We start from the raw sequence: 26,173 nt of genomic DNA, 5'->3' as shown, positions 1-26,173 counted from the left end.
GCTTCCTACAGCGTCGCGGAGTTCTCGTGATGGTGGCTGTCCCTCCGGTCGCGCGGCGCCGAGAGGGACGCCTTCACCGGCGTCACCGTCCAGTCCGGGTGCCCCGGCATCCGCGGCGTCTTCGTGCCGTACAGCCACTCCCGCAGGAAACCGGTGAGGTCCTGACCGGAGACCTCCGACGCGACGGCGATGTAGTCCTGCGTGGAGGCGACGGAGTCGCGGTACCGCTCCAGGAACGCGCGCTCCAGGGCCGTGAAGGCCGCCTCGCCGACCTGCTGCCGCAGCGCGTACAGCACGAGCACGCCGCCCAGATAGCGCTGGCCGTCGAACAGGTTGGCCGCATTGGGCGCCGCGACCGGCCCCGAGTCGCGACGCCACTGGTCGCCCTGGGCGTAGGTGTGCTTCATGCGGGCTTCCAGCGTGGTCATGCCCAGAGAGTCCGGCCAGCCGCGCTCGTAGCGGTAGAGCAGCCCGTAGAAGTCGGCGTGGCCCTCGTTCAGCCACAGGTCGGCCCAGGTGGCGGGGCTGACGCTGTTGCCGAAGTAGGAGTGGACCAGCTCGTGCATCATGTGCGAGCCGATCTTGCTCTCCTCCTGGAGGAGGTAGTTCGGCTTGTAGATCGTGAGGGTCTGGGTCTCCAGGCCGGTGAAGTCGAAGGCGTCCGGGGCGTCGTTGTTGCAGGGCAGCAGGCCGTACGTCTCGAAGGGGTACGCGCCGAGCCGCTGCTCGACCCACGCCACCAGGGCCGGGGTGAGCGCCAGGGCCGGTTCCAGGGCGGCGGCCCGGGTGACGGGGACGACGTCGCGCAGCGGCAGCCCGTGCGGGCCCTGCCGGTCCTTGATCACATAGTCGCCGACGGTGATCTGCACCACCTCGGTGGCGATCGGCGAACCGGAGCGGTACGTGTACGCGGTCCGGCCGCCCGCCAGCTGCTCGGTGCGCACCAGCCGGCCGCTGGCGACGCCCCGCAGCCCGGCGGGCACGGTGAGGCGGAACGTGAAGTCGGCCTTGTCGGAGGGGTGGTCGTTGCAGGGGAAGACGGTGTGCGCCAGGTCCGGCTGGCAGCACACCGCGAATCCGTCCGGGGTGGCCACCCAGCCGCCGGCGGGCGGCGGGGTCCGGCGCGGGTCTGCGCCGTAGGCCACGCACACGGTGACCCGGGCCTTCGCCGCGAGCTTGCGTGCGGGGGTGATCCGCAGCTTCTCGGCCACCTGTTCGAAGGCGGCCGTGCGGCCGTCGATCCGGACGGAGCGTATGTCCAGGCCGCGCGCGTCCAGGGAGAAGCGGCTCAGGGCCTGGGTGGTGCGGATGGTCAGGGTCGCGGTGGCCTCGACGAGCTTCGTCGTGGCGTCGTACGCGAAGTCGAGGTGGTAGGCCGAGACGCGGTATCCGTCGTTGCCGAGGGCGGGGTAGACGGGGTCGCCGAGGGTCTCGGGGCCCGGGGTGGCGCCGGTCCTGGTGGCCGCCTGGGCCGGGGTCCCCGCGGTCAGTGCCGCCGCCGTGCCGATCAGGGCGGCCGCGGGGGCCGTCACTCTGGTGCGATATCTCATGGTCCGCTTTCGCTCGGGCGGCCGGGTGGTCAGTTCCGGCCGTGGCTGGGAGTGAGTGATCTCTCTCCAGGACATGGGAACGGGGCGATCGGTTGCACGAAAATGGTCGCGGGCCCCTGTCGAGACGAGGTCGGTCACGAGATATCTTGATGTCGAGCAATGTTGCAGACGTGGAGCGGAGCACCCGGTGACTGACTCGACCATCATCTATACGCACACTGACGAGGCCCCCGCCCTGGCGACGTATTCCTTCCTGCCGGTGGTCCGGGCGTACGCCTCGCAGGCGGGTGTCGCCGTCGAGACGCGCGACATCTCGCTGGCCGGGCGCATCATCGCCCTGTTCCCGGAGTACCTGACCGAGGACCAGCGCATCCCGGACGCCCTCGCGGAGCTCGGTGAGCTGGCCAAGACGCCCGCCGCCAACATCATCAAGCTGCCGAACATCTCGGCGTCCATCCCGCAGCTCAAGGCCGCCGTCGCCGAGCTGCAGGGCCAGGGCTACGCGCTGCCGGACTACCCGGACGACCCGAAGACCGACGAGGAGCGCGAGATCCGCGCCCGCTACGACAAGGTCAAGGGTTCCGCCGTGAACCCGGTCCTGCGTGAGGGCAACTCCGACCGGCGGGCCCCCGCCTCGGTCAAGAACTACGCCAAGTCCCACCCGCACCGCATGGGCGCCTGGACCGCCGAGTCCAAGACCAACGTGGCGACCATGGGCCAGAACGACTTCCGCTCCACCGAGAAGTCCGTCGTGATCGCCGAGGACGGCGCGCTGCGCATCGAGCTCGTCGGCGACGACGGCACCACCACGGTGCTGCGCGAGTCCGTACCCGTGCTCGCCGGTGAGGTCGTCGACGCCTCCGTGATGCGCGTCGCCGCGCTGCGCGAGTTCCTGACCGCGCAGGTCGCCGAGGCCAAGGCGCAGGGCGTGCTGTTCTCGGTGCACCTGAAGGCGACGATGATGAAGGTCTCCGACCCGATCGTCTTCGGCCACGTGCTGCGCGCCTTCTTCCCGAAGACGTTCGCGCAGTACGGCGACAAGCTCGCCGCGGCCGGCCTCACCCCGAACGACGGTCTGGGCGGCATCTACAAGGGCCTGGAGGCCCTGCCGGAGGGCGCCGAGATCAAGGCCTCCTTCGACGCCGAGCTCGCCGAGGGCCCGGCGCTGGCCATGGTCGACTCCGACAAGGGCATCACGAACCTGCACGTCCCCTCGGACGTCATCGTCGACGCCTCCATGCCGGCCATGATCCGCACCTCCGGCCACATGTGGGGCCCGGACGGCGAGGAGGCGGACACCCTCGCGGTCCTGCCGGACTCCTCCTACGCGGGCGTCTACCAGGCCGTCATCGAGGACTGCCGGGCCAACGGCGCCTACGACCCGTCCACCATGGGCTCGGTGCCGAACGTCGGTCTGATGGCGCAGAAGGCCGAGGAGTACGGCAGCCACGACAAGACCTTCGAGGTCCCCACCACGGGCACCGTCCGCCTGGTCGACCAGAACGGCACCGCGCTCATCGAGCAGGCCGTCGCGGCCGGTGACATCTTCCGCGCCTGCCAGACCAAGGACGCGCCGATCAAGGACTGGGTGAAGCTGGCCGTCACCCGCGCCCGCGCCACCGGCGACCCGGCGGTGTTCTGGCTGGACGAGACCCGCGCGCACGACGCCAACCTGATCGCCAAGGTCCACACCTACCTCGCCGAGCACGACACCGAGGGCCTGGACATCCGGATCCTCAACCCGGTCGAGGCGACGAAGCTGTCGGTGGAGCGCATCCGCCGCGGCGAGAACACGATCTCGGTCACCGGCAACGTGCTGCGTGACTACCTCACCGACCTGTTCCCGATCCTGGAGCTGGGCACCAGCGCCAAGATGCTGTCGGTCGTCCCGCTGATGGCGGGCGGCGGCCTGTTCGAGACGGGCGCGGGCGGCTCGGCGCCGAAGCACGTGCAGCAGCTGGTCAAGGAGAACTACCTGCGCTGGGACTCCCTGGGTGAGTTCTTCGCCCTGGTGCCGTCCTTCGAGCAGTTCGCGAAGGTGACGGGCAACGCCCGCGCCCAGGTCCTGGCCGACACCCTCGACCGCGCCACGGCGACCTTCCTCAACGAGGACAAGTCCCCGACCCGCCGCGTCGGCGGCATCGACAACCGCGGCAGCCACTTCTACCTGTCCCTGTACTGGGCTCAGGAGCTGGCCGGGCAGACCGACGACGCGGACCTGGCGAAGGCCTTCGCCCCGCTCGCCGAGACGCTCGCCGCGAACGAGCAGAAGATCGTCGAGGAGCTGATCGCGGCCCAGGGCAAGCCGGTCGAGATCGGCGGCTACTACCAGCCCGACCCGGAGAAGGCCGCGGCGGCCATGCGCCCGTCCGCCACGTGGAACGAGACCCTGGCGTCCCTCAGCTGACGCCCAGGCCTCCACGCTCCACCGACTCCGCCCCGGCCGGCCCAGCGCCCGGCCGGGGCGGAGCCCTGTGCGCCCCCGGCCCTGTGCGCTCGCGCCCCGGCCCTCACCAGTCCCGTGTGGCGATCAGCTCCTCCACGTCCGCGTCCGGGAAGCCGTAGGCACGCGCCAGGAAGTCGAAGTCCCCGGCTATCTCCTCCCGGGCCACCGTCTCGATCTCGCTGCCCGCCGCCACGAACGCGGCCTCCAGGTCGTTGAACTCCTCCGTGGCCGCGTGGGTCAGCGCGTACAGCGCGGCGAGGCCGGCCGGCCGCTCCCGCTCGATGCGCTCGCACAGGGCGAGCAGGATCGCGCGGCCGCGGTCCACGACGTGGTCCGGGTAGTAGGTGTCGTCGTACAGCCCCCGGAGAAACGGATGGGTGCTCACCTGCTCGTTGCTGATCGGCATGACGTCCTCGGCCTCGATGGTCCGGCGATGTGGCACCTTGATCCTGCCGGACACCACTGACAACGCCCCCCGGAGTCGCCCCGTGACCGACGCACCGCCGCCCTTCGAGCTGCTGCCGGGGGCCACGGACTCCCCCGTGATCCTCCATGTGCCGCACTCCGCGCGGGAGATACCGGACGCCGTGCGGGCGGGGATCGTGCTCGGGGACGAGGAACTGGCGCGGGAGCTGGACCACATCACGGACGCGCACACGGACCGGATCGCCGAGCTCGCGGCCCGGGCGGCCGGCGTCACCCCGTGGCGGTTCGTCAATCGGCTGTCGCGGCTGGTCGTCGACCCGGAGCGGTTCCCGGACGAGCGGGAGGAGATGCTGGCCGCCGGGATGGGGGCGGTGTACACGCGCACCACGCACGGCGGGGTGCTGCGGCCCGAGGGCGTCGATGCCGCGCCGCTCGTCGAGCGGTACTTCGAGCCGTACGCGCGAGCGATGGCGCAGACCGTGGCGGACCGGCTGGCGGCCACCGGACGGGCCGTGATCATCGATGTGCACTCCTACCCGAGCCGGAGGCTGCCGTACGAGCTGCACGGGGAGGGTCCCCGCCCCGCCGTCTGCCTCGGTACCGACTCCTTTCACACGCCTGTCGCGCTGCTGGACGCCGCCCGGGAGGCGTTCGGGGAGACGGAGCTCGACACCCCGTTCGGCGGAACCTACGTCCCCCTGGAGTTCCACGGGAAGCGGCCCGAGGTGAGCGCGCTCATGGTGGAGATCCGCCGGGACACCTACATGTCCGAGCCGGGCGGTCCCGCCGGGCCCGGGCTGGAGCGTCTCGCGGGCGCGCTGGCCGGGCTGGTCGACGCCGTGTCCCGCTGAACCGTCACCGTCCCCGGGGCCGTCACCGGCTGGAGCACTCCCGCGCGACAAGCGGGCGGGGACGCGGCGAGGGTGGGTGCATGACGGAGGAGACCACCACACTGACCGGCCAGGCCCCGCCCCCGGTACGGGACTGGCCCGCCCTCGACCTGGACGGTACGGAGTTCGACCCGGTCCTCGCCGAGCTGATGCGCGAGGGGCCGCTGACCCGGATCCGGCTGCCGTTCGGCGAGGGGTGGGCGTGGCTGGCCACCCGCCACGACGACGTGAAGCTGATCACCAACGACCCGCGGTTCAGCCGGTCGGAGGTGACCGGCCGCCAAGTGACGCGGATGGCACCGCACTTCAAGCCGCGTCCCGGTTCGCTCGCCTTCGCGGACCAGCCCGACCACAACCGGCTGCGCAAGGCGGTCGCCGGGGCCTTCACCGTCGGCGCGATGAAGCGGCTGCGGCCCCGCGCGCAGGAGATGCTCGACGAGCTGGTGGACGGGGTGATGCGGGACGGGCCGCCGGCCGAGCTGATCGAGCGGGTTCTCGAACCGTTCCCGATCGCCCTGGTCAGCGAGGTCATGGGCGTGCCCGCCGCCGAGCGGGAAGCGGTGCACACCTGGACCCGGCAGATCATCTCCACGTCCGGCGGGGCCGAGGCCGCCGACCGGGCCAAGCACAGTCTGTACGGCTGGATCACGGAGACGATCCGCTCCCGGGCGCACAGCACCGGCGAGGACGTGTACTCCCTGCTGGGCGCCGCCGTGGCCCGTGACGACCTCAGCGAGACGGAGGCGGCCGGCCTCGCCGGTCCGCTCCAGATCGGCGGGGAGGCCGTCACCCACAACTGCGGCCAGATGCTGTATCTGCTGCTGACCCGGCCGGAGTTGCGGCAGTGGTGGCAGGAGCGGCCCGAGGCGCGGGACGCGCTGCTGGACGAGTTGCTGCGGTACATCCCGCACCGCAGCTCGGTCGGACTGGCGCGGATCGCCCTGGAGGACGTCCACCTGCACGGGCACCGCATCCGAGCGGGCGATGCGGTGTACGTCTCGTACCTCGCCGCCAACCGCGACCCGGACGTCTTCCCCGAGCCCGACCGGATCGACCCCGGCCGGACCTCCAACCCGCACCTCGCGCTGGGCAACGGACCGCACTACTGCACCGGCGCCGTCCTCGCCCGCCTCCAGACCGAGCTGCTGCTCACCACCCTGCTGGACCGGCTGCCGGGCCTGCGGCTCGCCGTCCCCGCCGACCAGGTCGCGTGGCGGCGCAAGACGATGATCCGGGGACCGCGGACACTGCCCTGCACCTGGTGACACGCATACGGGCCGGTGTCGGGCTCGCGACCCGGTGACGCGGGCCCGTCGTTCGGATCAGGCCGCGGACGCGGGGCCTAGGCCCGCAGCCACTCCGTCACCACCACGTCCCCGCCGGTCCGCAGCCGCAGGGCGAACGGCCCGGACAGCGTTACGTCGCCGGTGAAGCGGCCCAGGTCGTCGGCCGTGAGCGGGGAGCCGGGCCGGGGCCCGCCGAGGACCTCGATCCGGGCCGGCTGCGGCGGCAGCACCTGCCCCATCAGCCCCCGCGCGGTCACCTCGACGTCGACGGTCACCTCACCCGCCCGGAAGGTCAGCATCCGGGGCACGTCGGTGGCGCCCCGGACCGGGAGGGCGTCGACCAGCGAATCGAAGGTCAGCTCGGCCACGCGCGCGTCGAGATCGTGCAGCGCGTAGGCGTCGACGGCAATCTGCTGGAGCTCCGCCGGCACCGGGTCGAGGACGGCGGCGGCCTGCCGCAGCTCCTCCTCCAGCATCCGGGCGTCGAACTCCTCGTCGCCCCACTCCTCTTCGCCGAGGAAGCCGTCGCCGTACGGGTCACCGTTCATGTCGCTCACATCGCCCCCCGTGCCTCGAGCCGGGCCCGCAGACGCCGCAGACAGCGCTGGCGCAGCGGGCCGATGCTGCCCACCGCGATCCCCAGCGCGGCGGACACGTCCTGGTAGCTGGGCGGCGGCGTGGCCATCAGCACGCGCAGCAACTGCCTGCACCGCTCGCCCAGTTCCTCGAACTCCTGCCACAGCCGCCGGACGCGTTCGCTCTGCGCGGCGGCCTCCTCGGAGTCGAGCAGCGACTGTTCCGGCGTGCCGTCCTCGCTGACCCGGTCCAGCAGCCGCGGATCGTCCGTCAGGGTGAGCCGCTGCGAACTCTTGATGACCTTCAGGCACTCGTGGCGCGCGGTGCTCGCCAGCCACGCGCCCGCCTTGCCGGGTTCACGGATCCGCCCGAGGTGCTGGGCGAAGCGGAACCAGGCCGTCTGATAGACCTCGTGGGCGTCCGCGTCGGAGAGCCGGTGCGCCCGGATGACGGACCAGACCAGGGGGCTCAGCCCTTCCACGAGCGCCTTCCAGGCCGCCGCGTCGCCGTCGGCGGCTGCCTGGACGAGCGCGCCGGCATCAGTACGGTCCACGGCAGCCCCACCCCTCGAGTACGGCACGTCATCGTACGCCGTGGAGGGGACGGCTTCGGCCCTCACAGCCCGGGGCCGAGACGCACGACCGGGACCGGGCGCCAGGTGGGCGGACGCAGGGCCGCGACGCGCGCGCCCCGTACTTCCGCGAACTCGGCGTTGGCGGCGAGGAGTTGCCGCCGGGCCGCGCGCGGGTCGGTCTCCTTGTGCGCCGTCATGTGGGCGGCGACCAGGCCGGCGGTCACGGGGGTGGCGAAGGAGGTGCCGCTCCACTGCGCGAACCCCTCGAACATCACCTGGTCCGGTTTGGCGGCGTTGCCCTCGTCGCTCAGCATGCCGCTGTGGCGGGGGTGCTGGCAGGTGCAGCCGTAGGAGAAGCCGTAGCGGCAGGCGTCGTACGTGGAGTGCTGGTACACGTACGGGACGGGTGAGTCGAAGCCGGTGAGGGCGCTGGTGAGGCGTTCGCCGGGGGCGTAGACCTTCACCCAGGGGCCGTGGTTGGTGAAGCAGGCGCCGAACTCGCCGTCGCTGCGCAGGGCGCCGACCGACAGCACGGAGTCCTCCCAGCCGGGCAGATCGGCGTAGGCGGCGGGCCAGAACGGGGCGGCGCCGGCGTTGTTGCCGGCGGCGGCGACCAGCAGGGTGCGCTGCTCGCGCAGTTCCCGCATGAAGTTCTCGACGCCGAGCAGGCCGTCGGTGCGGCCGTTGGAGGTGCCGGCGGAGAGGCTGAGCACGTCGGGCCAGCCGCCGGCGTCGACGGCCTCGAAGAGCTTCTCGCCGAACTCGGACTCCAGGATGGCGCCCGCGTCGTTGAGGCTGCCGCGGACGGTGATGTCGGTGTTGGGCGCGACGGCGGCGACGAGCCCGGCGATGAACGTGCCGTGGCCGACGTACTGCCGGAGGATGCCCCCGTCGTCGCACTCCTGGACCTGGGCGTCGCCGTCGGTGTGGGCCAGCAGGCCGCAGGCGCGGTAGTCGTGCATGAGGCCGGTGTCGACGACGAGGACGCCGACGGCGGTGTCCGGGTCGTGGGGCGTGTCGGCGGCGGCCGGGTTGGGCGGCTCGCTCAGCGGGGCGGGGACCGGTTCGTCACCGGGGCAGGCGTTGACCGCGATGTGCACGACATGGTTGCGGGCGGCCATCCGGTGCCCGGCCCGGGACTCGTGCTCCCGGACGGAGCGCAGGGCGTGGGCGACGGCGCGGTCGGCGTCCCGGCCGCCCTCGCCGGGGTCGCCGACGCGGATCCGGGTGATGCCGCTGCGGTTGCTCCGCGGGCCCGCCCGGCGGATCTGCTCCTGGTCGAGGTCGGGTGCCGCCGTGAAGTGCGCCCGTACCGTGTCCTCGACGACCTGGGCCTCCTCGCCGTCGCGGACGAGGACCACGCCCTTCTCGTACATGAACTCCGCCGAGTCGTCCGGGCCCATCGCCAGGGGTACGTCGGGCATCGAGCGCTGGATCTGGTCGAACTGCTCGTGGAATCGCTGAGGTGCCATGCGGGTCCTCCCGTTGGTGCGACGGCGTCGGTCGGTGCCGCTGAGCGGTCGACAGCAAGAGCCGCCGGGCCGTCCCTTGATACAGCTCGACACCTGTGTGGCGCGCTCCGGGGCCACTACCATCCGAGGAGTGACAGCGGGAAGCGACTCGGTTACGGAACTGCTGCCGATGGTGTTCGCCGACCCGGGCGAGGCTCTCACGAGGGCCCGGGCGCTGCTCGACGCCGATCCGTCCCCGCTGGACGCGTCCGTGGCCCATCAGGTGATCGGCATCTGGCAGCGGGACTTCGGCGATCTGCGGCTCGCGCTGCATCATCTGCGGCGGGCCCGGGAGTGCGCGGCGCGCGCGGACTCGGCCGACCGTGAGGCCGATGTGCTGGCCACGCTGGGCGTGGCGCTGGTGCACGCGGGCCGCACCCGGGAAGGGCTGGCGGCATTCGAGCGGGGGGTCGCGCGGGGCGGCGGGCACACGCGGGCGCGGGTGCTGTACCGGCGGGCGTACGTGTGGTGGGTGCTCGGCCATCACAGGGAGGCGCTGGAGGACGTGCGGCGGGCGGTGCCCGTGCTGCGGCAGGCGGACGACGTCATCTGGACGGCGCGGGCGCTGACCCTGCGCGCCACCGTGCATCTGGCGCTGGGTGCGGTGGAGCGGGCGGAGGCGGACTTCACCGCGGCCGAGGCGCTGTGGGACACCACCGGCCAGGAGCACGACAAGGCCGACGCGGTGGAGAGCCGGGGTCTGGCCGCGTTCCGGTCCGGGGACGTGCCGGCGGCGCTGCGGCTGCTGGACGAGGCGGAGGAGCGCTACGCCCGGCTCGGCACGCCGACGTTCATGCTGAACATCCGGCGCTGCGAGGTGCTGATGGCGGCCGGTCTCGCTCCGGAGGCGCTGGCCGAGGCGGACGCGGCGATCGGGAAGCTGGACGGGATCGGCGGGCAGTCCACCCGCAAGGCGGAGCTGCTGCTGGCCGCCGCTCGGGCCGCACGGCCGGCCGGGGACCCGCACACCGCGATCGCCCGTGCCGCCCTCGCGGTACGGCTGTTCGCCGGGCAGCGGCGCACCTGGTGGGAGACGCACGCCCGGCTGGTGCTGATCGAGGCGCGGCACGCGGCCGGGCGCGGCTCGGGGCGGCTGGTCGCCGACGCCGCCGCGGTGGCCGGGAAACTGGCGTCCTTCGGCGCCCCGGCCGCGCCGGAGGCGTCGCTGCTGGCGGGCCGGATCGCGCTGGGCCTGGGCTGGACGGCGGACGCGGAGCGGCATCTGGCCGTGGCCGCGCGCAGCCGCCGCAGCGGTCCGCCGCTGGCGCGGATGACGGGCTGGGCGGCGCAGGCGCTGCGGGCGCAGGCCGCCGGGTCGGCCCGGGGTGTGCTGGAGGCCTGCCGGCGGGGTCTGGACGTGCTGGACGACCACCGGATGACGCTGGGGGCCTCGGAGTTGCGGGCCCGTGCGACCGAACAAGGCGCGGAACTGGCGGCGTTGGCGCAGCGGGCCAGTCTGGTCTCCGGCGGGCCGCGGCGGCTGCTGGTGTGGAGCGAGCGCTTGCGGGCCACCGTGCTGTCCACACCGCCGACCAGGCCGCCCGCCGACCCGGAGCTGCTCAGCGGCATGACCGCCTTTCGCGAGATCGCCTCACGTGCGGAAGCCGCCCGGATGGAGGGCCGGCCTGTCCCGGCGCTGGAGCGCGAACAGCGGCGCCTGGAGCGGGAGATCCGCTCCCGGACCCTGCACATGAGGGGCGAGGTGCCAGGGGGCGGGCACCGGTTCGACGTCGGCCGGCTGCTGGAGCGACTGGGCGACGAGGTCCTGCTGGTGGAACTCGCCGTGCTCGACGGCCGGGTGCAGGTACTGCTGTGCGGGCGGGGGCGGGTGCGCCGGTTCGAGGCCGGGCTGCTCGCCGCGGCGGAGACCGAGGCCGAGCACGTACAGGCCGGGCTGCGGCGGCTGGCCCACCCCGGGGCGGAGGCCCGGCTGCCGGTGGTGGAGGCGGCGGGGCGGCGGCTGGAGGAACTGCTCCTGGGACCGGCCGCGGCGCATCTGGGCGGCGGCCCGGTGGTGATCGTGCCGCCGGGGCGGCTGCACCGGGTGCCGTGGGCGGTGCTGCCCTCGCTGCGGGAACGGGTGCTCAGCGTCTCGCCCTCGGCGGGCAGCTGGCTGCGGGCCCGGGAGACCGTGCCGCCGCCGGACGGCTGCCATGTGCTGGTGCGCGGCCCGGGCCTGGCGACGGGTGGCGCCGAGGTGCCCGAGCTGGCCGGCCGGTACGGCTGTGCGACGGTGCTGGAGGACGACGAGGCGCGGGTGCCGCGCGTGCTGGAGGAACTGGACGGGGCCGCGCTGGCGCACATCGCCGCGCACGGCACGTTCCGCGCGGACAGCCCGCTGTTCTCCTCCCTGCGGATGGCCGACGGGCCGATCGTCGTGCACGACTTCGAGCGGCTGGACCGCAGCCCCTACCGGATCATCCTGTCCTGCTGCGACACCGCCCGCCTCGCCTCGGTCGGTGCCGACGAACTGCTCGGCCTGGTCACGGCGTTGCTGCCGCTCGGCACGGCCGGGGTGGTGGCGTGCAGCGCGCCCGTCAACGACGCCGCGGTGGTGCCGCTGATGCTCGCGCTGCACAAGGGCCTCGATGCCGGCCTGTCCCTGGCGGAGGCGCTGCGCGATGCCCGGGCCGCTCAGCCGGGTGACACGCTGCACCAGGCCACGGGGTGGGCGTTCTCGGCGTTCGGGGCGGCCTGACCCGTCCCCTGTTCGGGTCAGGCCGCCGGTCTTTGTACCGGCTCAGGCCGGTTGGGCCTCCGGCGCCTGGGCCAGCCACGGCAGGGCGCCGCGGTCGCTCGCGCCGAGCCGGGCGTAGGCGCTGTAGAGGTGGTTGCCGACGGTGCGGACCGACAGGGTGAGGCGTTCGGCGATCTGCCGGTTGGTCAGACCCGCCGCGGCGAGCGTGACGATCTGCCTCTGCCGGGTGGTGAGTTCGCCGAGGACCAGCCCGGACAGCGCGGGGGTGCGGGCGCCCTGGCAGCGCCGGGCCAGGGCGACGGCCCGGGTGCGGGAGTGCCTGGCGGCGCGCGGATCGCGGTGGGCGCGTACGGCCTGGGCGTGTGCTTCGGCGGCGAACAGCAGGTAGCCCCGCCGCTCCAGTTCCCCGGCCACCTCGTCCAGGTCCGGGCCGTCGGCACGGGCGAGCGCGTCGGCGTGCCGGGCGAAGACGCCGCCGAGCCGGTCGGCGACCTTCTCGGGGGCGCCGAGGCGGACGGCCTCGTAGGGGTCGGTGAGCGCCTCCGGGTCCAGGTCCGGGTCCAGCTCGCCCAGACTGTCCACCGTCGCGCGGGCGCGGTCGAGTTCCGTCCGGCAGGACGCGTCCCCGGGATCGCTCCGCAAGCCTTCCCGCGCCCAGGCCGCCGCCTCCCGCACCTCCCCGCGCAGCCGCGCGAACCGGGCGCGCACCGCGGCGTACCGGCCCGGCAGCGGGCCCCCCTCGGCGACCAGCCACTCCCCCACCGGCGTGGCCACCGCCCGTACGTCGGCCTGGTCGATCCGGCGGGCCAGAGCCGCCGACTCGGCGTCGAGGGCGGCGGCGTACACCTGAGGCGTCCGGGCCAGCCGGCGCGCCCGCAGCCGGCCTGCCGCGGCCCGGAGCACCGGCCCGTACAGAGGGTGGGCGAGACGGACGGCACCGCGGTCGTCGACCTCGACCAGGCCGTCGGACTCCAGCACTTCGAGAGCGCCGAGGTCCAGGTCGTCCGGGTCCGACGGCAGGGGCTCCGCGAAGGCGAGCCGGTCGAGGGTCTCGCGTTCGAGAGGGCAGGACCGGCCGAGCACGGAGGCGGTGCGTTCACGTATGGCCGCGGTCAGCGGCACCGGGCCCCGCCATGCCCGTTCGCCGGTGTCCGGGACGGGGGCCAGCAGCCCGCGCACCGACCCCAGAAGGTCGCGCAGCAGCCGCAGGTCACCCTGGCTCAGGCGGCGCAGCCGGTTCACGGTGAGCGCGTCGAGAGGGCCGGCGCCGGCCGTGAGGAGCCGGGCGGTCTCCTCCTCGGGCAGCGGCTCCAGCGCGAGGCGCGGCAGGAGTTCACCGGTCCACAGCCGGGAGATCGCGTAGGGCACGGGGGCGCCGTCCGTGGCGACGACCAGCAGCCGGGTGCGCCCGTGCACGGCGAGCTGATGGACCAGGGCGGCGGAGGCGTCGTCGAGAAGGTGCGCGTCGTCCACCAGCAGCGTGCGGATGCCGGACAGCGACTGGACCGCACGGTGCAGCGTGACCGACTCGGGCAGCAGATGGGCGAACGCGGCGAACGGGATGGTCCGGCTCTCGGGCGTGCCGGCCGCCCGGGCGCAGTCGGTGCCGCGGACCGCCTCGGTGACGAGGCGGGTCTTCCCGCAGCCCGCCGGGCCCGTCACCACGATGCCGCGCCGTACGCCGGTCAGGGACCGGCGGACCAGTTCCCGTTCGTCCTCCCGCCCGGCGAACGGCCAGGGCAGCTCCAGCGTCGTCGCGTCCCTCTCGTAAGTCATCACACAGACATGAGCGCGACTACTCACCTTTGATACAGGGCGACTTGAGTAGCCCCCGACTCAGGCGCCCGGGGCGGGCCGCAGGGCAGGCTGTGGCCCATGACCGCACGGTACTGCTCGCTGGCACAGGCGCCGGCGCCCGCCTTCACACCGGGGCTGGCGGCCGAGCGGCTGAGCGCACTCGCGAGCGGGCGGCTCAGGTGGGTCAACGGCACAGTCGTGCACTACTGGTTCTTCGACGGCGACACCGACGCGTCCGTCATCCCCGTGCCGGGGAGGGGGATGACGCGACGGGTCTCGTGGGCCGGCGCCGAGGAACAGCGGGACGTGGTGCGCGCGGGCTTCCGGGAGTGGCAGGACCTCGGCATCGGGATCACCTTCACCGAGGTCGGCGACCGCTCGGAGGCCGAACTGCGCATCGGTTTCCAGGCGGGCGACGGCTCCTGGTCGACGGTGGGCCGGGACGCGCTGCTGGCCGGCCGGCAGGAACGCACCATGAACTTCGGCTGGGACCTGACCGCGCCCGGGGAGCGCGGGACGGTCCTGCACCAGATCGGGCACGCGCTCGGCATGCTGCACGAGCACCAGAGCCCGTTCGCGGGCATCCACTGGGACGACGAGGCCGTGTACGCCGAACTGGCGGGCGCGCCGCACCACTGGAGCCGGGAGCGGACGCACTACAACATCCTGCGCAAGCTCGGCCCGGACGAGGTCGACGGCTCCGTCTGGGACCCGCAGTCGATCATGGAGTTCCCGTTCCCGCCGGGGCTGATCCTGGAGCCGGAGCAGTACCGCGGGGGCCTGAACCCGCCCGGCACGCTGTCCGCCGCCGACAAGGAGTGCGTGCTGCGCTGGTATCCGCCGGCGCATCCGCAGGGTTCGCCGGCGCTGGTGCCGTTCCGCTCGGTGCCGCTCGGCCTCGGGCCGGGCGAGCAGGCGGACTTCGTGATCGACCCGCCGGAGACCCGCACGTACACGCTGGGCACCTTCGGCGACTGCGACGCCGTCGTGGTGCTCTTCGAGGAGCGGGACGGGGAACCCCGCTACCTCGCCGGACGGGACGACGGGGGAACTCCGCACAACGCCACACTCGGCGCCCGGCTCGTCAAGGGCCGCCGCTATCCGGTCCGCGTACGCCTGTACTCCGCCTGGGGGTCCGGCGGGACGGCGGTGATGTGCTGGTGACGGCACGGATCCGCCACGCGGACACCTGAACCACTGTCCGGCGCCGGGGGAACGGTCGAGGACGTCGCCCATGGGGGTGGGTGACGTCCTCGACCAATGTGCCGGGCTACCACAGGCTCTCGCGGGCCGCCTCCGCCAGGCCGCTGGGGCTCACGGCGGTCGACGTGCGCTGGTGGGAGGCCACGGCCCGGGAGGCCTGCCGACTGCTGCGGGCCCACCACCCTGGGACCTACGCCGAACTCGTCGCCGGGCCGCGCACGTTGGTCCCCGTCGACCGCCCGGGCAGTTTCAGCGGCAGCAGCGCGGAGGCGTTCGGGGCCATGGCGCTGTCCCGGCCGCGCTCCGCGCGCGGTCTCGCCCTGTCCATGGCCCACGAGATGCAGCACAGCAAGTTCGCCGCCGTACTGCACCTGTTCGACCTGTTCGAGCCGCGCGGCGAGGGAGCGCTACTACGCACCGTGGAGCAGGATCCCGCGGAACTCGCCCTGGCCCAGGCTCAGTTGGCGCGCTGGCGGGCGCGCGCCCGGGAGGCCATGGAGGTCCTGCTGGCGTCCGGCCGCCTCACCGCCCTCGGGCAGCACTTCGCGCAGACGATGCTGAGCACGCTCTACGGCCTGTGCCGGCTTCCGCTCCCGGCCGAGGCCCGCCGCCGGGGCCTGGCCCTGGCCGCCGAGCACCGCGCGGAGTGGGTCCTCAGGAACGGCGTGCCGCTGGCCCTGTTGATCTGAACGCGCCGAGGCCCGGCCGCCGGCCGTTGAGTCGCTGATCGTCCCCCGGCGGTGGACCATGGAGGCAGAGCAGCAGGGGGCCTCTCGCAGGAGACGCCGATGGTGGACACAGACGTGCTGATCGTGGGCGCGGGACCGGTCGGGCTGACTGCGGCGGCGGAGCTGCGGCGGCAGCGGGCCACCTGCCGGATCATCGACAAGCTGCCGGCCCGACTGCCGTACGTCAAGCCGGTGGGCGTCCAGCCGCGGACGCTGGAGGTCTGGGACCGGATGGGCATGGTGCGCGCCGCGCTGGAGGCCGCCGTGCCGATGCGCCGGCAGCTGATGTACGCCGACGGCGTCGAGCAGGCGCACTTCGAGCTGCAGCTGCCGCCGGGGGTCCCGTACGCCTTCGCGGCAGTACGAGACGGAGCGGATCATCGAGGAGCACCTCGCCCGCTTCGGCACCGGGATCGAGCGGGGCACCGAGCTGCAGGGGTTCACGCGGGACGAGGACGGGGTCGTGAGCCGCATCGTCAGAGCCCGCACTGGCCGACGCACTCGGGCGGGTCTTCCGCCTGTGACACCACCGAGCGATCGAGAGGCCGTACCGTGCCCGCGAACGCGAACGGGTGGGTGGCACCTGCCACCCACCCGATACGTCGGCGCGCCCGCGAAGCTTCTCAGGACTGCGGACGGCTGCCGTGGTTCGCGCCGTTCTTGCGGCGGGCCTTCTTCTTGCGACGTCGCTTCGAGGACATCGAACCTCCTCTTTCCGGCTTTCGGTCACTGTCCACCGGATTCGCGTCCGGTGACTACAAGGCCACTTTCCAGCCGACGCGACGGCAAACCCACACGATGCGGATGCACGCGGGTGGCCTACATCACGGTGGTGGCCCGGCTCGGCCGCGTGGTGCCTCGTCAGTCCGCCCGCACCGGATGCGTGAGGTTCGCTCCGGTCGCCGGGTCGAACACGTGGGCCTTGGCCATGTCGACCCGCAGGTCTACCGATTCTCCTTCGCGGGCACGCGTGGCGGCGTCCAGGCGGGCCACGAGGTGACTGGTGTCGGCGCCGGTGTCGCGCAGGCCCGAGTCCTTGGCGAGCTCCTCCAATTCGGTGGTCGTCGCGGGCCCGCCCTCCGCGGCGAAGTAGACATACGCGTCGGAGCCCAGCGACTCCAGTACCTCCACGGTGGCGGTGAAGACCGGGCCCGTCCGGCCCCGGTCGTGTGACAGGGCCACGTCCTCGAATGCCTCCGGTCGCAGCCCGACGATGACCTCACGGGGCGCGTTCTGGCGTTCCAGCGCCTGCCTCGTACGGTCGTCGAGGGTCAGGTCGCCCAGGGGTGAGCGCAGGGCACCGCCCTCCAGAGTGGCGTTCAGGAAGTTCATCGCCGGGGAGCCGATGAAGCCCGCGACGAAGATGTTGCGCGGCAGGTCGTACAGCTCGGCAGGTGTGCCGATCTGCTGGACCAGGCCCTGTCTCATGACCACGACGCGGTCGCCCAGCGTCATCGCCTCGGTCTGGTCGTGGGTGACGTACACGGTGGTCGTGCCGAGGCTCCGCTGCAGCCGGGAGATCTGGGTGCGCATCTGGACCCGGAGCTTGGCGTCCAGGTTGGACAGTGGCTCGTCCATCAGGAACGCCTTGGGATCACGGACGATCGCCCGCCCCATGGCCACCCGCTGGCGCTGACCGCCCGAGAGGTTGGCGGGCTTGCGGTCCAGATGCTCGGTGAGGTCGAGGATCCGGGCGGCGTTCGTCACCTTGGCGTCGATGGTGTCCTTGTCCACCTTGGCCAGGCGCAGCGGGAAGCCCATGTTCTCCCGGACGCTCATGTGCGGATACAGGGCGTAGCTCTGGAACACCATGGCGACGTCGCGTTCCTTGGGAGCCAGGTCGTTGACGACGCGGTCTCCGATGCGCAGGGTGCCCTCCGTGATGTCCTCGAGTCCGGCGATCATGTTCAGGGTGGTGGACTTACCGCATCCCGACGGACCGACCAGGATCACGAACTCGCCGTCGGCGATCTCGAGGTCCACGTCCTTCACGGCGAGGGACCCGTCGGGAAAGCGCTTGGTGACTCCCTCAAGGATGATCTCGGCCATGGATGGTGCCTCCTTGCCTTCCCCGTTCAGCCCTTGACTGCCCCGGAGGTCAGTCCGGCGACGATCCGCCGCTGGAAGAGCAGGACGAAAACGATGATCGGGATGGTGATGACCACAGCGGCAGCGGCGATCGACCCTGTGGGCTGCTGGAACTGGGAACTTCCGGTGAAGAACGCGATCGCGGCGGGCACGGTGCGCGCGGACTCGGTGGACGTCAGCGAGATCGCGAACAGGAAGTCGTTCCAGCAGAAGATGAACACGAGAATGGCCGTGGTGAACACGCCCGGCGCGGCCAGCGGCGCGATGACCAGCCGAAAGGCCTGCGCGGGCGTCGCCCCGTCGACCTTGGCGGCCTTGTCCAGATCCCAGGGGATCTCCCGGAAGAACGCCGACAGGGTGTAGATCGCGAGCGGCAGGGAGAAGGTCATGTACGGGATGATCAGCCCGATCCAGGTGTCGAAGATCCCGATGATCCGCTCGATGTTGAACAGCGGTGACACCAGGGAGATCGGCGGGAACATGGCGATCAGCAATGACATGCCGATGAGTACCCGCTTGCCGGGGAACCGCAGCCGGGCCACCGCGTAGGCGGCCATGGTGCCCAGTGCCACGGCGATCACCGTGGCGATCAGGGCGATGCCGATCGAGTTGATCAGCGCACGGGTGAACTCGGCGGTCTCGAAGATGCCCCGGTAGTTCTCCCAGGTCCAGTCCCTGGGGATGTAGTCACCGTCCGTCAGGGTGCCGGGGTCCTTGAACGACAGCGCGGCGATCCACCAGACAGGGAACAGGGCGTACAGCACCACCACGACGTTCAGGACGCCCCATCGGGTGGCATGTGTCTTTCCCACGGCGGCCATCAGCGCTTCACCTCCGCGCCGGGTGCGGCGGCGCCGAACAGTCTGACGAAGGTGAAGGCGATGATCCCGACGCAGATGAAGATCAGGACCGAGATCGCCGACCCGATGCCCAGGTTCAGCGCGGTGAACAGGTTGTCGTACCCGAGGATCGACAGAGAGCCGGTCCCCTGGGCGCCCGCGGTCAGGATGTAGATGTTGTCGAAGATCCGGAACGCGTCCAGTGTGCGGAAGAGCAGGGCCACCAGGATGGCCGGCTTCATCAGCGGCAGCAGGATCTTGGTGAAGCGCTGCCAGGCGGTGGCACCGTCCACCATGGCCGCCTTCAGGGTCTCCTCGGGGACCAGCGCGAGGCCCGCGAGCAGCAGCAGGGCCATGAACGGCGTCGTCTTCCACACCTCGGCGAGGATGATCAGCCAGAGGGCGGGCCACTGCTCGGTCAGTGGAGCCTCCCCGCTGGGCAGCAACTCGGCGAGGTATCCGAGGTCCGGGGTCCAGGCGTACTGCCAGGAGAAGGCGGCGACCACGGTGACGATCCCATAGGGGACGAGGACCGACGTGCGGACGACGCCGCGCCAGAAGATCGTGCGGTGCATCACCAGGGCGAGCCCCATTCCGAGGACCAGTTCGATGGCCACGGACACCGCGGTGATGAACAGCGTGACCCAGAAGGCGTCCCACCAGAACGGGGAGGACAGCACCGCCCCGTAGTTACTCAGGCCCACGAACTCCGCCCGTCCGGGAAAGCGCAGGTCGTACCGCTGGAGGGACAGATAGACGGCGTACCCGATGGGGTAGGCGGTCACGGCGATCATGACGACGACGGCGGGCGCGCAGAGTAGCCAGCCGAGCCGCCGCTCCTGCCGGGCGCCCGCCGACAGTGCCGCCCGGTCCGGCCCCTTCTGCTCCGTCTCCGCTTCGGGGGGCGGTGGGGTTCCGGCGGGTTGCGCCCGTGTGCTCATCTCGGGCCGCCCGGGGACGAGGCCCGCGCGCTGCTGCGCCGGGCGACGACGTGGTGCGGGAGGTGGTGGTTCACGGGATCACACCCTCGGATCGCAGGGCATCGTCGATCTGCTCCCTGATGGTGTTGACGGAGCTCTCCGGTTTGATCCCGGACGGCGGAGACAGCGTGTGGGAGACCGCGATCGACACGTTCTGGTAGACCGGTGTGATCGGGCGCACGCTCGCCGACTCCAGGGCGGCCAGCACCTCCGCGGAGAAGGGGTACTCCTTCATGAACGCGGGCTCGTCGTACAGGGCGCGCAGGGTGGGCGGCAGGCCGCCCTCGAGCGCGGCGGTGAGCTGGTTCTCCCGGTTGCGCAGGCACAGCGCCGCCTCGAAGGCCAGGTCGGGGTGGCGCGAGTAGGCGCTCACCGCCAGGTCGATGCCGCCGATGGTGGGCCGTGCCGGGCGGTTCGCGTCGACCCGGGGGTACGGCGCCCAGCGGAAGTTCTTGAACAGCTCGGGGTTGTTCGCCTTCATCGACGGATAGACGAACGGGTAGTTGAGCTCGAACGCCGCCACCCCCGACTCCATGGCGAGGCGGTTCTGGTCCTCCATCTGGTTGGGCAGGGAGGGGTCCGCGGCCGGGGACGTCGCCAGCTCACGCATGATCCCCGCGGCCCGCACAGCGGGAGGACCGAGGGAAGGCTCGGTCGCGCTCGCGTTGAGGATGGAGCCGCCCGCACTGTTGATGAGAGTGTTGAACCAGGCGGTCAGGCCCTCGTACTGGGCGCCCTGGATCTCGACGAAGTGCGGTTTGCCCTGCCGGGCGAGGGCGCCTGCCATGTCCAGCATCTCGGCCCAGGTCCTGGGCGGTGTGGGCACCAGGTCCTTGCGATACCACAGGAGCTGGGTGTTGGTGTTGTACGGGACGGCGTACAGCTTGCCCTTCCAGGTCGAGGTCTGCAGCGGTACACGCAGAGTGCCCTCGATGGCCTGCCGCTTCGCCGCTCCCGTCCATTCCCGGATCCAGCGCGCCTCGGCGAACTCCGCCGCCCAGGTGACGTCCAGGCCCAGGATGTCGAGCGAGTCGTCCTCGGCGGCGAGCCTGCGGACCATCTGCTGACGCTGGCCGTCGGCGGCGCGCGGGAGCTTGTTGTAGCTGATCCTGTAGCGGCCGCCCGACGCCTGGCTGCACCGGTCGGCGGCTTTCTGGAGCGCACCGGAGTCGTCGGGGAAGTTGTACCAGTTGAGGGTGGGCCTGCCGGAGCCTTCGTCACTGCCACAGGCGGCGAGCGCCGACGCCAGCAACGGCAGTACGGCGAACGCCCGCAGCCATCGCGGCCCTCTGGGATGTCCCCTCGCGTGCACGCGCTCCACACCTCGCTTCCGGACGGTGGCACGGGCTCGGGCCTCGCAGTGTTTACCTCCCGGCGAACCCTAAGGACCACTCAAGGCGACATCAAGGACATATGGCATCGAATGACCCATTGGTCGGATCTGGGGCAGATGCGGTGAGAACAGCAAAGAGGCCACTTCCGTCAACCGGAAATGACCTCCGACCTGCTACTTCGCTGGTCGGGACGACAGGATTTGAACCTGCGACCCCTTGACCCCCAGTCAAGTGCGCTACCAAGCTGCGCCACGTCCCGATGCGTCTCGCGCGGGTGAACCGCGTGATCACGCAGGTCAACCCTACCGCATGGGAACTCGCCCCCCGGCCCGGGCCGTCGGCCGCTCCGGGCGCCGCGTCCAGCCCGCGAGACCCACCGTCGAGACGGCGACAGCGAGCACGGCCCACCAGGGCAGCCCCGCCTTGGTCGCGTGGCCGCCGCAGGCCGCCACGGCCAGGAGTGCCGTGCCGACGCCTCCGGGCAGCCCGGCCCGCCGACCGGGTCGTCGCCTCGTCTCGTCCACGTCCTGCTCCCCCTTTCATCCGCACACTCGCGCGCCTCGGACACCTCGACTCCCGGGCATATGCCGCAAACAATACGCGAAACGGCGAGAACTCCCGACCAGGGCACAGGGGTTGAGACGGACATCGGGAGCCCGGCCGGTGCGCTCCGGTCAGCGGCCCATGCCGGAGGGCCGGCCGGGGCGGTGACACGGCTGTCGAGGGCCGATCGCATCGAGACGGTCGCACAGGTCACCGCCTCGGCGACGAAGTGTCCGCCCCGCCCGGCCGGCACCCACACTCTGTCCAGGCCGCTCCCCCGCTCGTCGGGGCTAGGGTCGCCGCATGACGCACAGCTTCGTAGTCCACATCCCCGACGCCGAGCTCGAACCCGAGCCCCTCGCGCCCGATCAGATCGTCTCCGGGACGCCCGAGGTGACCGGGAAGGTGGTCTGGGAGTCGGAGGACGGCCGTCAGGTGCGGGGCGTCTGGCAGATCACGCCGGGCGTCGTCACCGACACGGAGGCCGACGAACTGTTCGTCGTGATCAGCGGGTCGGCGACGATCGAGGTCGAGGGCGGGCCGACGCTCACGGTCGGCCCCGGCGACCTGGCCGTACTGCGCGAGGGCGACCGTACGACGTGGACGGTGCACGAGACCTTGCGCAAGGCCTACGCCGTCAACCTCTGAGCGAGGCAGGCGATCAGGGCGCGGGCGCCGTCGAACCCCGGATCTCCAGGGTGGGCGTGGCGAGTTGGACCCGGCCCTCGCCACCCGCGCCTTCGAAGCGCTCCAGGAGGCAGCGGGCCGCCCGGCGGCCGACCTCGTGGCTCGTGTTGTCGACCGTCGTGAGCCACACGTGCCGCAGCCGGGCGATGCTCGTGTTGTCGTAGCCGACGACGGACAGGTCGCGCGGAACGCGCAGCCCCAGCTCCTCGGCGGCCGAGAGCACACCGATGGCGGCGATGTCGTTGACGGCGAAGACGGCCGTGGGCCGCTCGGGGCGGCTGAGCAGCCGGACGGTCGTGCGGTAGCCGCCCTCCTCGGTCATGTCGCTCGGCTCGACCACCGCCTGCTCCGCGAGCCCGTGCCGGCGCATGGCCGCCTCGAAGCTCCGGCGCCGCAGCTCGCCCACGGCGCCGTAGCCCGCGATGTGCGCGATGCGGCGGTGCCCGAGGCCGATCAGGTGCTCGGCGACCAGCCGGGCGCCCCGCTCGTCGTCGCCCGCCACCACGTCGACGCCCGGCGGCGCCGGTTCACGGGAGCCTGCCAGGACGACCGGGATGCGCTCCGCCACCGCCCCGAGGGCCGCCGGGTCGGGCAGGGTGCCGACCACGACCAGGCCGTCGACGCGCAGCTCCAGCAGGGGGTCGGCCGGGTCCTGGCCGGTGCGGCGGTTGAGGCGGGCGTCGGCGAGCAGCATGTGCAGGCCGTTGGCGTGCAGCAGGGAGTTCAGGCCGTCGAGGAGATCGACGAACCAAGGGTTGCGCAGGTCGTTGAGGAGGACGCCGACGGTGCGGGTGCGCTGCTCGCTGAGGCTGCGGGCGGCGGCGTTGGGCCGGTAGCCGAGTTCCCGGGCGGCCCGGAGGACGGCGTCCCGCTTCTCGGGGCGTACCTGGTCGGAGCCGCGCAGCGCGAGGGAGACCAGGGACTTGGAGACACCGGCCCGTTCGGCCACGTCCCGGATCGTCGGCGGTCTCATGGGATGGACCGTTCCATGGGGTGCCGCGGCTTGTCAAAGGGTTGACAGCGTCGACAGACCCCGCTCAGGGTGGCCTGGACAGGTTCTGGAACGGTCCAAAGAGGGGCTCTCATGGTGGACACGCTCGGCGTCGCCGTCATCGGATTCGGCTGGATGGGACGGGTGCACACCCAGGCGTACGCGCGCGTGCGGCACCACTATCCGCAGCTGCCCCTCGTTCCGGAGCTGGTGACGGTGGCGGAGGAGGTGCCGGGCCGGGCCGAGGAGGCGGCCGCGCAGTTCGGGTTCGCCTCGACGACCCGCGACTGGCGCGAGGTGGCCGCCGACCCCCGGGTGCGGGCGGTCAGCATCACCGCGCCCAACTTTCTGCACCGCGAGATCGGCGTCGCCATGGCCGAGGCGGGCAAGCACATCTGGATCGAGAAGCCGGTGGGTCTGACCGCCGAGGACGCCGGGGCGGTCGCGGACGCGGTGGCCGAGGCGGGCGTGCAGGGCACCGTGGGCTTCAACTACCGCAACGCACCCGCCGTCGAGGCGGCCCGCGAGCTGATCGCCTCCGGCGAGATCGGCGCGGTCACGCATGTCCGCGTCCGGCTGTTCAGCGACTACGCGGCCCACCCCGAGGGCGCGCTGACATGGCGCTACGAGCGGGAGCGGGGCGGCAGCGGGGTACTGGGCGACCTGGCCTCGCACGGCGTGGACCTGGCCCGTCATCTGCTCGGTGACATCACGGCACTGGTCGCCGACACGGCGATCTTCCTCCCGGAGCGGGCCCGCCCGGCCGGCGCCACGGCCGGCCACAGCCGCGCCACCGGAGGTGAACTCGGCCCGGTCGAGAACGAGGACTACGTCGGCTGCCTGCTGCGCTTCGCCTCGGGGGCACGCGGCGCCCTGGAGGCCTGCCGGGTCTCGGTCGGCGAGCAGAACAACTACGGCTTCGAGGTGCACGGCACCAAGGGCGCCGTGTTCTGGGACTTCCGCCGCATGAACGAGCTGGGGATCAGCCGCGGCACGACGTACCAGGACCAGGCCGTCACCACGGTCTACGTCGGCCCGGGCCACGGAGAGTTCGCCGCGTTCCAGCCGGGCGCCGCGAACGCCATGGGGTACGACGACCTGAAGGTCATCGAGGCCTACCGTTTCCTGAGGTCGGTCGCCGAGGGCACCGCACACGGAGCGACGCTCACGGATGCCGTGCACAGCGCGGCCGCGCTGGACGCCATGGCGCGGTCGGCGCGGAGCGGTACGTGGGCGGAGGTGTCCGGGCCGGCGTGAGGCGGCTCCCTCAGCTCGTGGTCTGGAGCCGCCGCCCCAGGTAGACCTTCGTCGGGACGAGGACGAGCCACAGCCACATGATCCAGGGGCCGGTCACGAAGACGAGCGGGACGGTGACGAGGAAGACCACCACGATCGTGGCGCTGTCGAGCAGGTAGAGCGGGGCCGTCGCCTCGGTGGGCGTGTCGTGGCGCAGCCAGGGGCGTTTGGCCAGGACGGCGGCCACCGCCAGATGGCAGGCGCCGAGCGCGGCGACCGCCCCCGCGTAGACGGCGACCGACACGGACCGATCGCCGTACTCGGCGAGCAGCCGGGTCGGGAACGGCACCAGCGCCGCCACGCCGAAGCCGAGGACGGACAGACTGATCACCTGTCCGTCGACCTCCCGCACCCCGCGGAAGATCCTGCGGTGGTCGCGCCAGTAACTGCCGAGCACCGCGACGCTGAGCGCGTAGGCCCCGAGGTCGGGGAGCACCCGGCGCAGGGCCTCCCGGTACTGCTCGGGCTCCAGGCCCCGCGGCACGTAGAGATCCAGGACGAGCAGCGTGATGGCGATGGCGAACACGCCGTCGGCGAGCGTCAGCAACCGGTCCGGCCCGCCGTCCGGGCGTGATGTCCACATGGGCCCGACGGTAGGGGCATAGGAAGCAGCACCTCCGGATCCACGCCCGGTCGTGCCGCCCGGATCACACGGCCGCCTGGGGCGGCATGTTGTACGGCGTCACCACCTGGATCGCCGACGGCAGGGTCGGTCCCGCCGGCGGCAGCGCGTCGTGGGCGCGCATGACGGTGTGGCAGGCCTCGCGCACGTCCCGGCGGAGGTCGTGGTGGAGCACGGCGGACAGGCGGTGCTCGCGCAGCAGGCGGGTGTTGTCGTGGTCGAGGTCGTGCGCGACGAACACCGCGCAGTCGCGGCCGAGGTCGTCGAAGGCCCGCAGCGTGGCGATGTTGCCGCCGCCGATCGAGTACACCGCGCGGATGTCCGGGTCGCGTTCCAGGGCGGCCCGGACGAGGTCGTACTGGGTGGCGTCCAGGCCCTGCCCCTCGGCGATCTCGACCAGCGTGCGCTCGGGGTGCCGGGCGCGCATCGCGCTGCGGAAACCCATCTCGCGCTCCTCCTCGTTGCGGAAGAATCCGCTGCTGAGGCTGGTGAGGATGTTGCCCGGGCGCTCCCCCAGCCACTGGCCCGTCAGATAGGCGGCCGTCGCGCCCGCCGCCCGGTCGTCTATGCCGACGTAGGCGCGGCGGGCGCTGGCGGGCAGATCGGTCACCAGCGTCACGACCGGGACGCCGGCGGCTTCGAGGCGGCCGACCGCGGCGGTGACCTCGGGGACGTCCGGGGCCTTGAGGATCACGCCCTGCGAGCCGCGCCGGGCGATCCGGTCCAGGATCCGCACCAGTTCCCCGGCCGGGCCGGTCTCGCGGAAGTGGAAACGGGAGCGCAGCACCGCCGGATGCAGGGACGGCAGCTCGGCCTCCAGGGCGGCGCGGATCGCGGTGGTGAACCGCTCGGGCGCCTGCATCACGATGTCGACCATGAACGTCCGGCCGACGAGCCGGACCTGTGTGCGCTGCCGGTCGAGATCGGCGATGGCCTGACGGACCTCCCGTGCGGTGCTCTCGCGCACGCCGCCCCTGCCGTTGAGCACCCGGTCGACGGTCGCCTCGCTCAGGCCCGCCTGACGTGCGATCTCCCGGATCGGGAACGGGTGACCCATGCGCCGGCTCCTTGAGGGGTTTTTGATGGCTCGCTGCTGGTTGTTCGAGGG

General features: G+C 72.4%; 23 protein-coding genes, 1 tRNA gene and 1 pseudogene. 9 read left to right on the top strand and 16 right to left on the bottom strand.

Annotated elements, in window-relative coordinates:
* Nucleotides 1–5 precede the first annotated feature (5 nt).
* Complete coding sequence (locus IO24_RS0113325) at nt 6–1,550, bottom strand: M1 family metallopeptidase (protein WP_031135315.1); 1,545 nt, start codon at nt 1,548–1,550, stop codon at nt 6–8.
* A 187-nt stretch (nt 1,551–1,737) separates the two neighbouring features.
* Here IO24_RS0113325 and IO24_RS0113320 point away from each other — a divergent pair, with 187 nt between their 5' ends.
* Nucleotides 1,738–3,957: an NADP-dependent isocitrate dehydrogenase gene (locus IO24_RS0113320; protein WP_031135313.1), complete on the top strand. Its 2,220-nt coding sequence runs from the start codon at nt 1,738–1,740 to the stop codon at nt 3,955–3,957.
* Between the two features lie 103 nt (nt 3,958–4,060).
* On the opposite strand, the gene IO24_RS0113315 is transcribed toward IO24_RS0113320, so the two are convergent.
* On the bottom strand, nt 4,061–4,402 hold the full coding sequence (locus IO24_RS0113315) for a DUF5713 family protein (RefSeq protein WP_031135311.1): 342 nt from the start codon (nt 4,400–4,402) through the stop codon (nt 4,061–4,063).
* Between the two features lie 82 nt (nt 4,403–4,484).
* Between IO24_RS0113315 and IO24_RS0113310 the strand changes: the two genes are divergently transcribed.
* A complete protein-coding gene (locus IO24_RS0113310) occupies nt 4,485–5,273 on the top strand; it encodes an N-formylglutamate amidohydrolase (protein ID WP_031135309.1) in 789 nt (262 codons plus the stop codon).
* An 80-nt stretch (nt 5,274–5,353) separates the two neighbouring features.
* On the top strand, nt 5,354–6,577 hold the full coding sequence (locus IO24_RS0113305) for a cytochrome P450 (RefSeq protein WP_031135307.1): 1,224 nt from the start codon (nt 5,354–5,356) through the stop codon (nt 6,575–6,577).
* A 77-nt stretch (nt 6,578–6,654) separates the two neighbouring features.
* Here IO24_RS0113305 and IO24_RS0113300 read toward each other — a convergent pair whose 3' ends face one another.
* The 3 genes from IO24_RS0113300 to IO24_RS0113290 all read right to left on the bottom strand — a co-directional run bounded on the left by IO24_RS0113300 (nt 6,655) and on the right by IO24_RS0113290 (nt 9,220).
* Nucleotides 6,655–7,146: a hypothetical protein gene (locus IO24_RS0113300; RefSeq protein ID WP_031135305.1), complete on the bottom strand. Its 492-nt coding sequence runs from the start codon at nt 7,144–7,146 to the stop codon at nt 6,655–6,657.
* A 5-nt stretch (nt 7,147–7,151) separates the two neighbouring features.
* Complete coding sequence (locus IO24_RS0113295; RefSeq protein ID WP_031135303.1) at nt 7,152–7,727, bottom strand: RNA polymerase sigma factor; 576 nt, start codon at nt 7,725–7,727, stop codon at nt 7,152–7,154.
* Between the two features lie 62 nt (nt 7,728–7,789).
* On the bottom strand, nt 7,790–9,220 hold the full coding sequence (locus tag IO24_RS0113290; RefSeq protein ID WP_031135301.1) for a S8/S53 family peptidase: 1,431 nt from the start codon (nt 9,218–9,220) through the stop codon (nt 7,790–7,792).
* A 130-nt stretch (nt 9,221–9,350) separates the two neighbouring features.
* On the opposite strand from IO24_RS0113290, the gene IO24_RS0113285 reads away from it, so the two are divergent.
* Nucleotides 9,351–11,957, top strand: coding sequence for a CHAT domain-containing protein (locus IO24_RS0113285; RefSeq protein WP_078899249.1), 2,607 nt, complete (start codon nt 9,351–9,353; stop codon nt 11,955–11,957).
* A gap of 42 nt (nt 11,958–11,999) precedes the next feature.
* Here the strand turns inward: IO24_RS0113285 and IO24_RS0113280 are convergent, their stop codons facing one another.
* Complete coding sequence (locus IO24_RS0113280; RefSeq protein WP_051905893.1) at nt 12,000–13,733, bottom strand: LuxR family transcriptional regulator AbsR2; 1,734 nt, start codon at nt 13,731–13,733, stop codon at nt 12,000–12,002.
* Nucleotides 13,734–13,832: 99 nt separating this feature from the next.
* On the opposite strand from IO24_RS0113280, the gene absR1 reads away from it, so the two are divergent.
* The 3 genes and pseudogenes from absR1 to IO24_RS42880 all read left to right on the top strand — a co-directional run.
* A complete protein-coding gene (gene absR1, locus IO24_RS0113275; protein WP_031135294.1) occupies nt 13,833–14,918 on the top strand; it encodes a beta-glucuronidase AbsR1 in 1,086 nt (361 codons plus the stop codon).
* A gap of 80 nt (nt 14,919–14,998) precedes the next feature.
* On the top strand, nt 14,999–15,646 hold the full coding sequence (locus tag IO24_RS0113270; RefSeq protein WP_051905892.1) for an HEXXH motif domain-containing protein: 648 nt from the start codon (nt 14,999–15,001) through the stop codon (nt 15,644–15,646).
* Between the two features lie 99 nt (nt 15,647–15,745).
* Nucleotides 15,746–16,163 (top strand): annotated as a pseudogene (locus tag IO24_RS42880) (FAD-dependent monooxygenase); the annotation flags it as partial.
* Nucleotides 16,164–16,308: 145 nt separating this feature from the next.
* Here IO24_RS42880 and IO24_RS47550 read toward each other — a convergent pair.
* The 7 genes from IO24_RS47550 to IO24_RS45150 form a co-directional block, all read right to left on the bottom strand.
* Nucleotides 16,309–16,386, bottom strand: a complete 78-nt coding sequence (locus IO24_RS47550; protein WP_370443954.1) for a 50S ribosomal protein bL37 — start codon at nt 16,384–16,386, stop codon at nt 16,309–16,311.
* A gap of 160 nt (nt 16,387–16,546) precedes the next feature.
* Nucleotides 16,547–17,734, bottom strand: coding sequence for an ABC transporter ATP-binding protein (locus IO24_RS0113265; protein WP_031135291.1), 1,188 nt, complete (start codon nt 17,732–17,734; stop codon nt 16,547–16,549).
* Nucleotides 17,735–17,760: 26 nt separating this feature from the next.
* A complete protein-coding gene (locus IO24_RS0113260) occupies nt 17,761–18,594 on the bottom strand; it encodes a carbohydrate ABC transporter permease (RefSeq protein ID WP_031135289.1) in 834 nt (277 codons plus the stop codon).
* Nucleotides 18,594–19,553, bottom strand: a complete 960-nt coding sequence (locus tag IO24_RS0113255) for a carbohydrate ABC transporter permease (protein WP_031135287.1) — start codon at nt 19,551–19,553, stop codon at nt 18,594–18,596. The genes IO24_RS0113260 and IO24_RS0113255 overlap by 1 nt, the downstream gene beginning before the upstream one ends.
* Nucleotides 19,554–19,623: 70 nt before the next feature.
* A complete protein-coding gene (locus IO24_RS0113250) occupies nt 19,624–20,904 on the bottom strand; it encodes an ABC transporter substrate-binding protein (protein WP_234335204.1) in 1,281 nt (426 codons plus the stop codon).
* Between the two features lie 204 nt (nt 20,905–21,108).
* Nucleotides 21,109–21,185: transfer RNA gene (locus IO24_RS0113245), tRNA-Pro, on the bottom strand.
* Nucleotides 21,186–21,228: 43 nt separating this feature from the next.
* Nucleotides 21,229–21,450, bottom strand: a complete 222-nt coding sequence (locus IO24_RS45150; protein WP_157851250.1) for a hypothetical protein — start codon at nt 21,448–21,450, stop codon at nt 21,229–21,231.
* A 322-nt stretch (nt 21,451–21,772) separates the two neighbouring features.
* Here IO24_RS45150 and IO24_RS0113240 point away from each other — a divergent pair, with 322 nt between their 5' ends.
* A complete protein-coding gene (locus tag IO24_RS0113240) occupies nt 21,773–22,117 on the top strand; it encodes a cupin domain-containing protein (protein WP_031135283.1) in 345 nt (114 codons plus the stop codon).
* 13 nt (nt 22,118–22,130) lie between these two features.
* Here IO24_RS0113240 and IO24_RS0113235 read toward each other — a convergent pair whose 3' ends face one another.
* Nucleotides 22,131–23,129 carry a LacI family DNA-binding transcriptional regulator gene (locus tag IO24_RS0113235; protein WP_031135281.1) on the bottom strand — a complete coding sequence of 333 codons (999 nt, stop codon included), beginning with the start codon at nt 23,127–23,129 and terminating at the stop codon, nt 22,131–22,133.
* A 111-nt stretch (nt 23,130–23,240) separates the two neighbouring features.
* Between IO24_RS0113235 and IO24_RS0113230 the strand changes: the two genes are divergently transcribed.
* A complete protein-coding gene (locus tag IO24_RS0113230; RefSeq protein ID WP_031135279.1) occupies nt 23,241–24,404 on the top strand; it encodes a Gfo/Idh/MocA family protein in 1,164 nt (387 codons plus the stop codon).
* A gap of 10 nt (nt 24,405–24,414) precedes the next feature.
* Here IO24_RS0113230 and IO24_RS0113225 read toward each other — a convergent pair whose 3' ends face one another.
* Together IO24_RS0113225 and IO24_RS0113220 are read right to left on the bottom strand one after the other, a co-directional pair.
* Nucleotides 24,415–25,026 (bottom strand): TMEM175 family protein, encoded by a 612-nt coding sequence (locus IO24_RS0113225; protein WP_078899247.1) that lies wholly within the window; start codon nt 25,024–25,026, stop codon nt 24,415–24,417.
* 64 nt (nt 25,027–25,090) lie between these two features.
* Nucleotides 25,091–26,122 carry a LacI family DNA-binding transcriptional regulator gene (locus tag IO24_RS0113220; RefSeq protein WP_031135277.1) on the bottom strand — a complete coding sequence of 344 codons (1,032 nt, stop codon included), beginning with the start codon at nt 26,120–26,122 and terminating at the stop codon, nt 25,091–25,093.
* Nucleotides 26,123–26,173: the final 51 nt, after the last annotated feature.

Origin of the sequence: Streptomyces flavovariabilis (assembly GCF_000725785.1) — a bacterium.
Lineage (GTDB): Bacteria > Actinomycetota > Actinomycetes > Streptomycetales > Streptomycetaceae > Streptomyces > Streptomyces hawaiiensis.
Note: the sequence above shows the minus strand (reverse complement) of the source record. Positions and strands in the feature narration are given on the sequence as shown.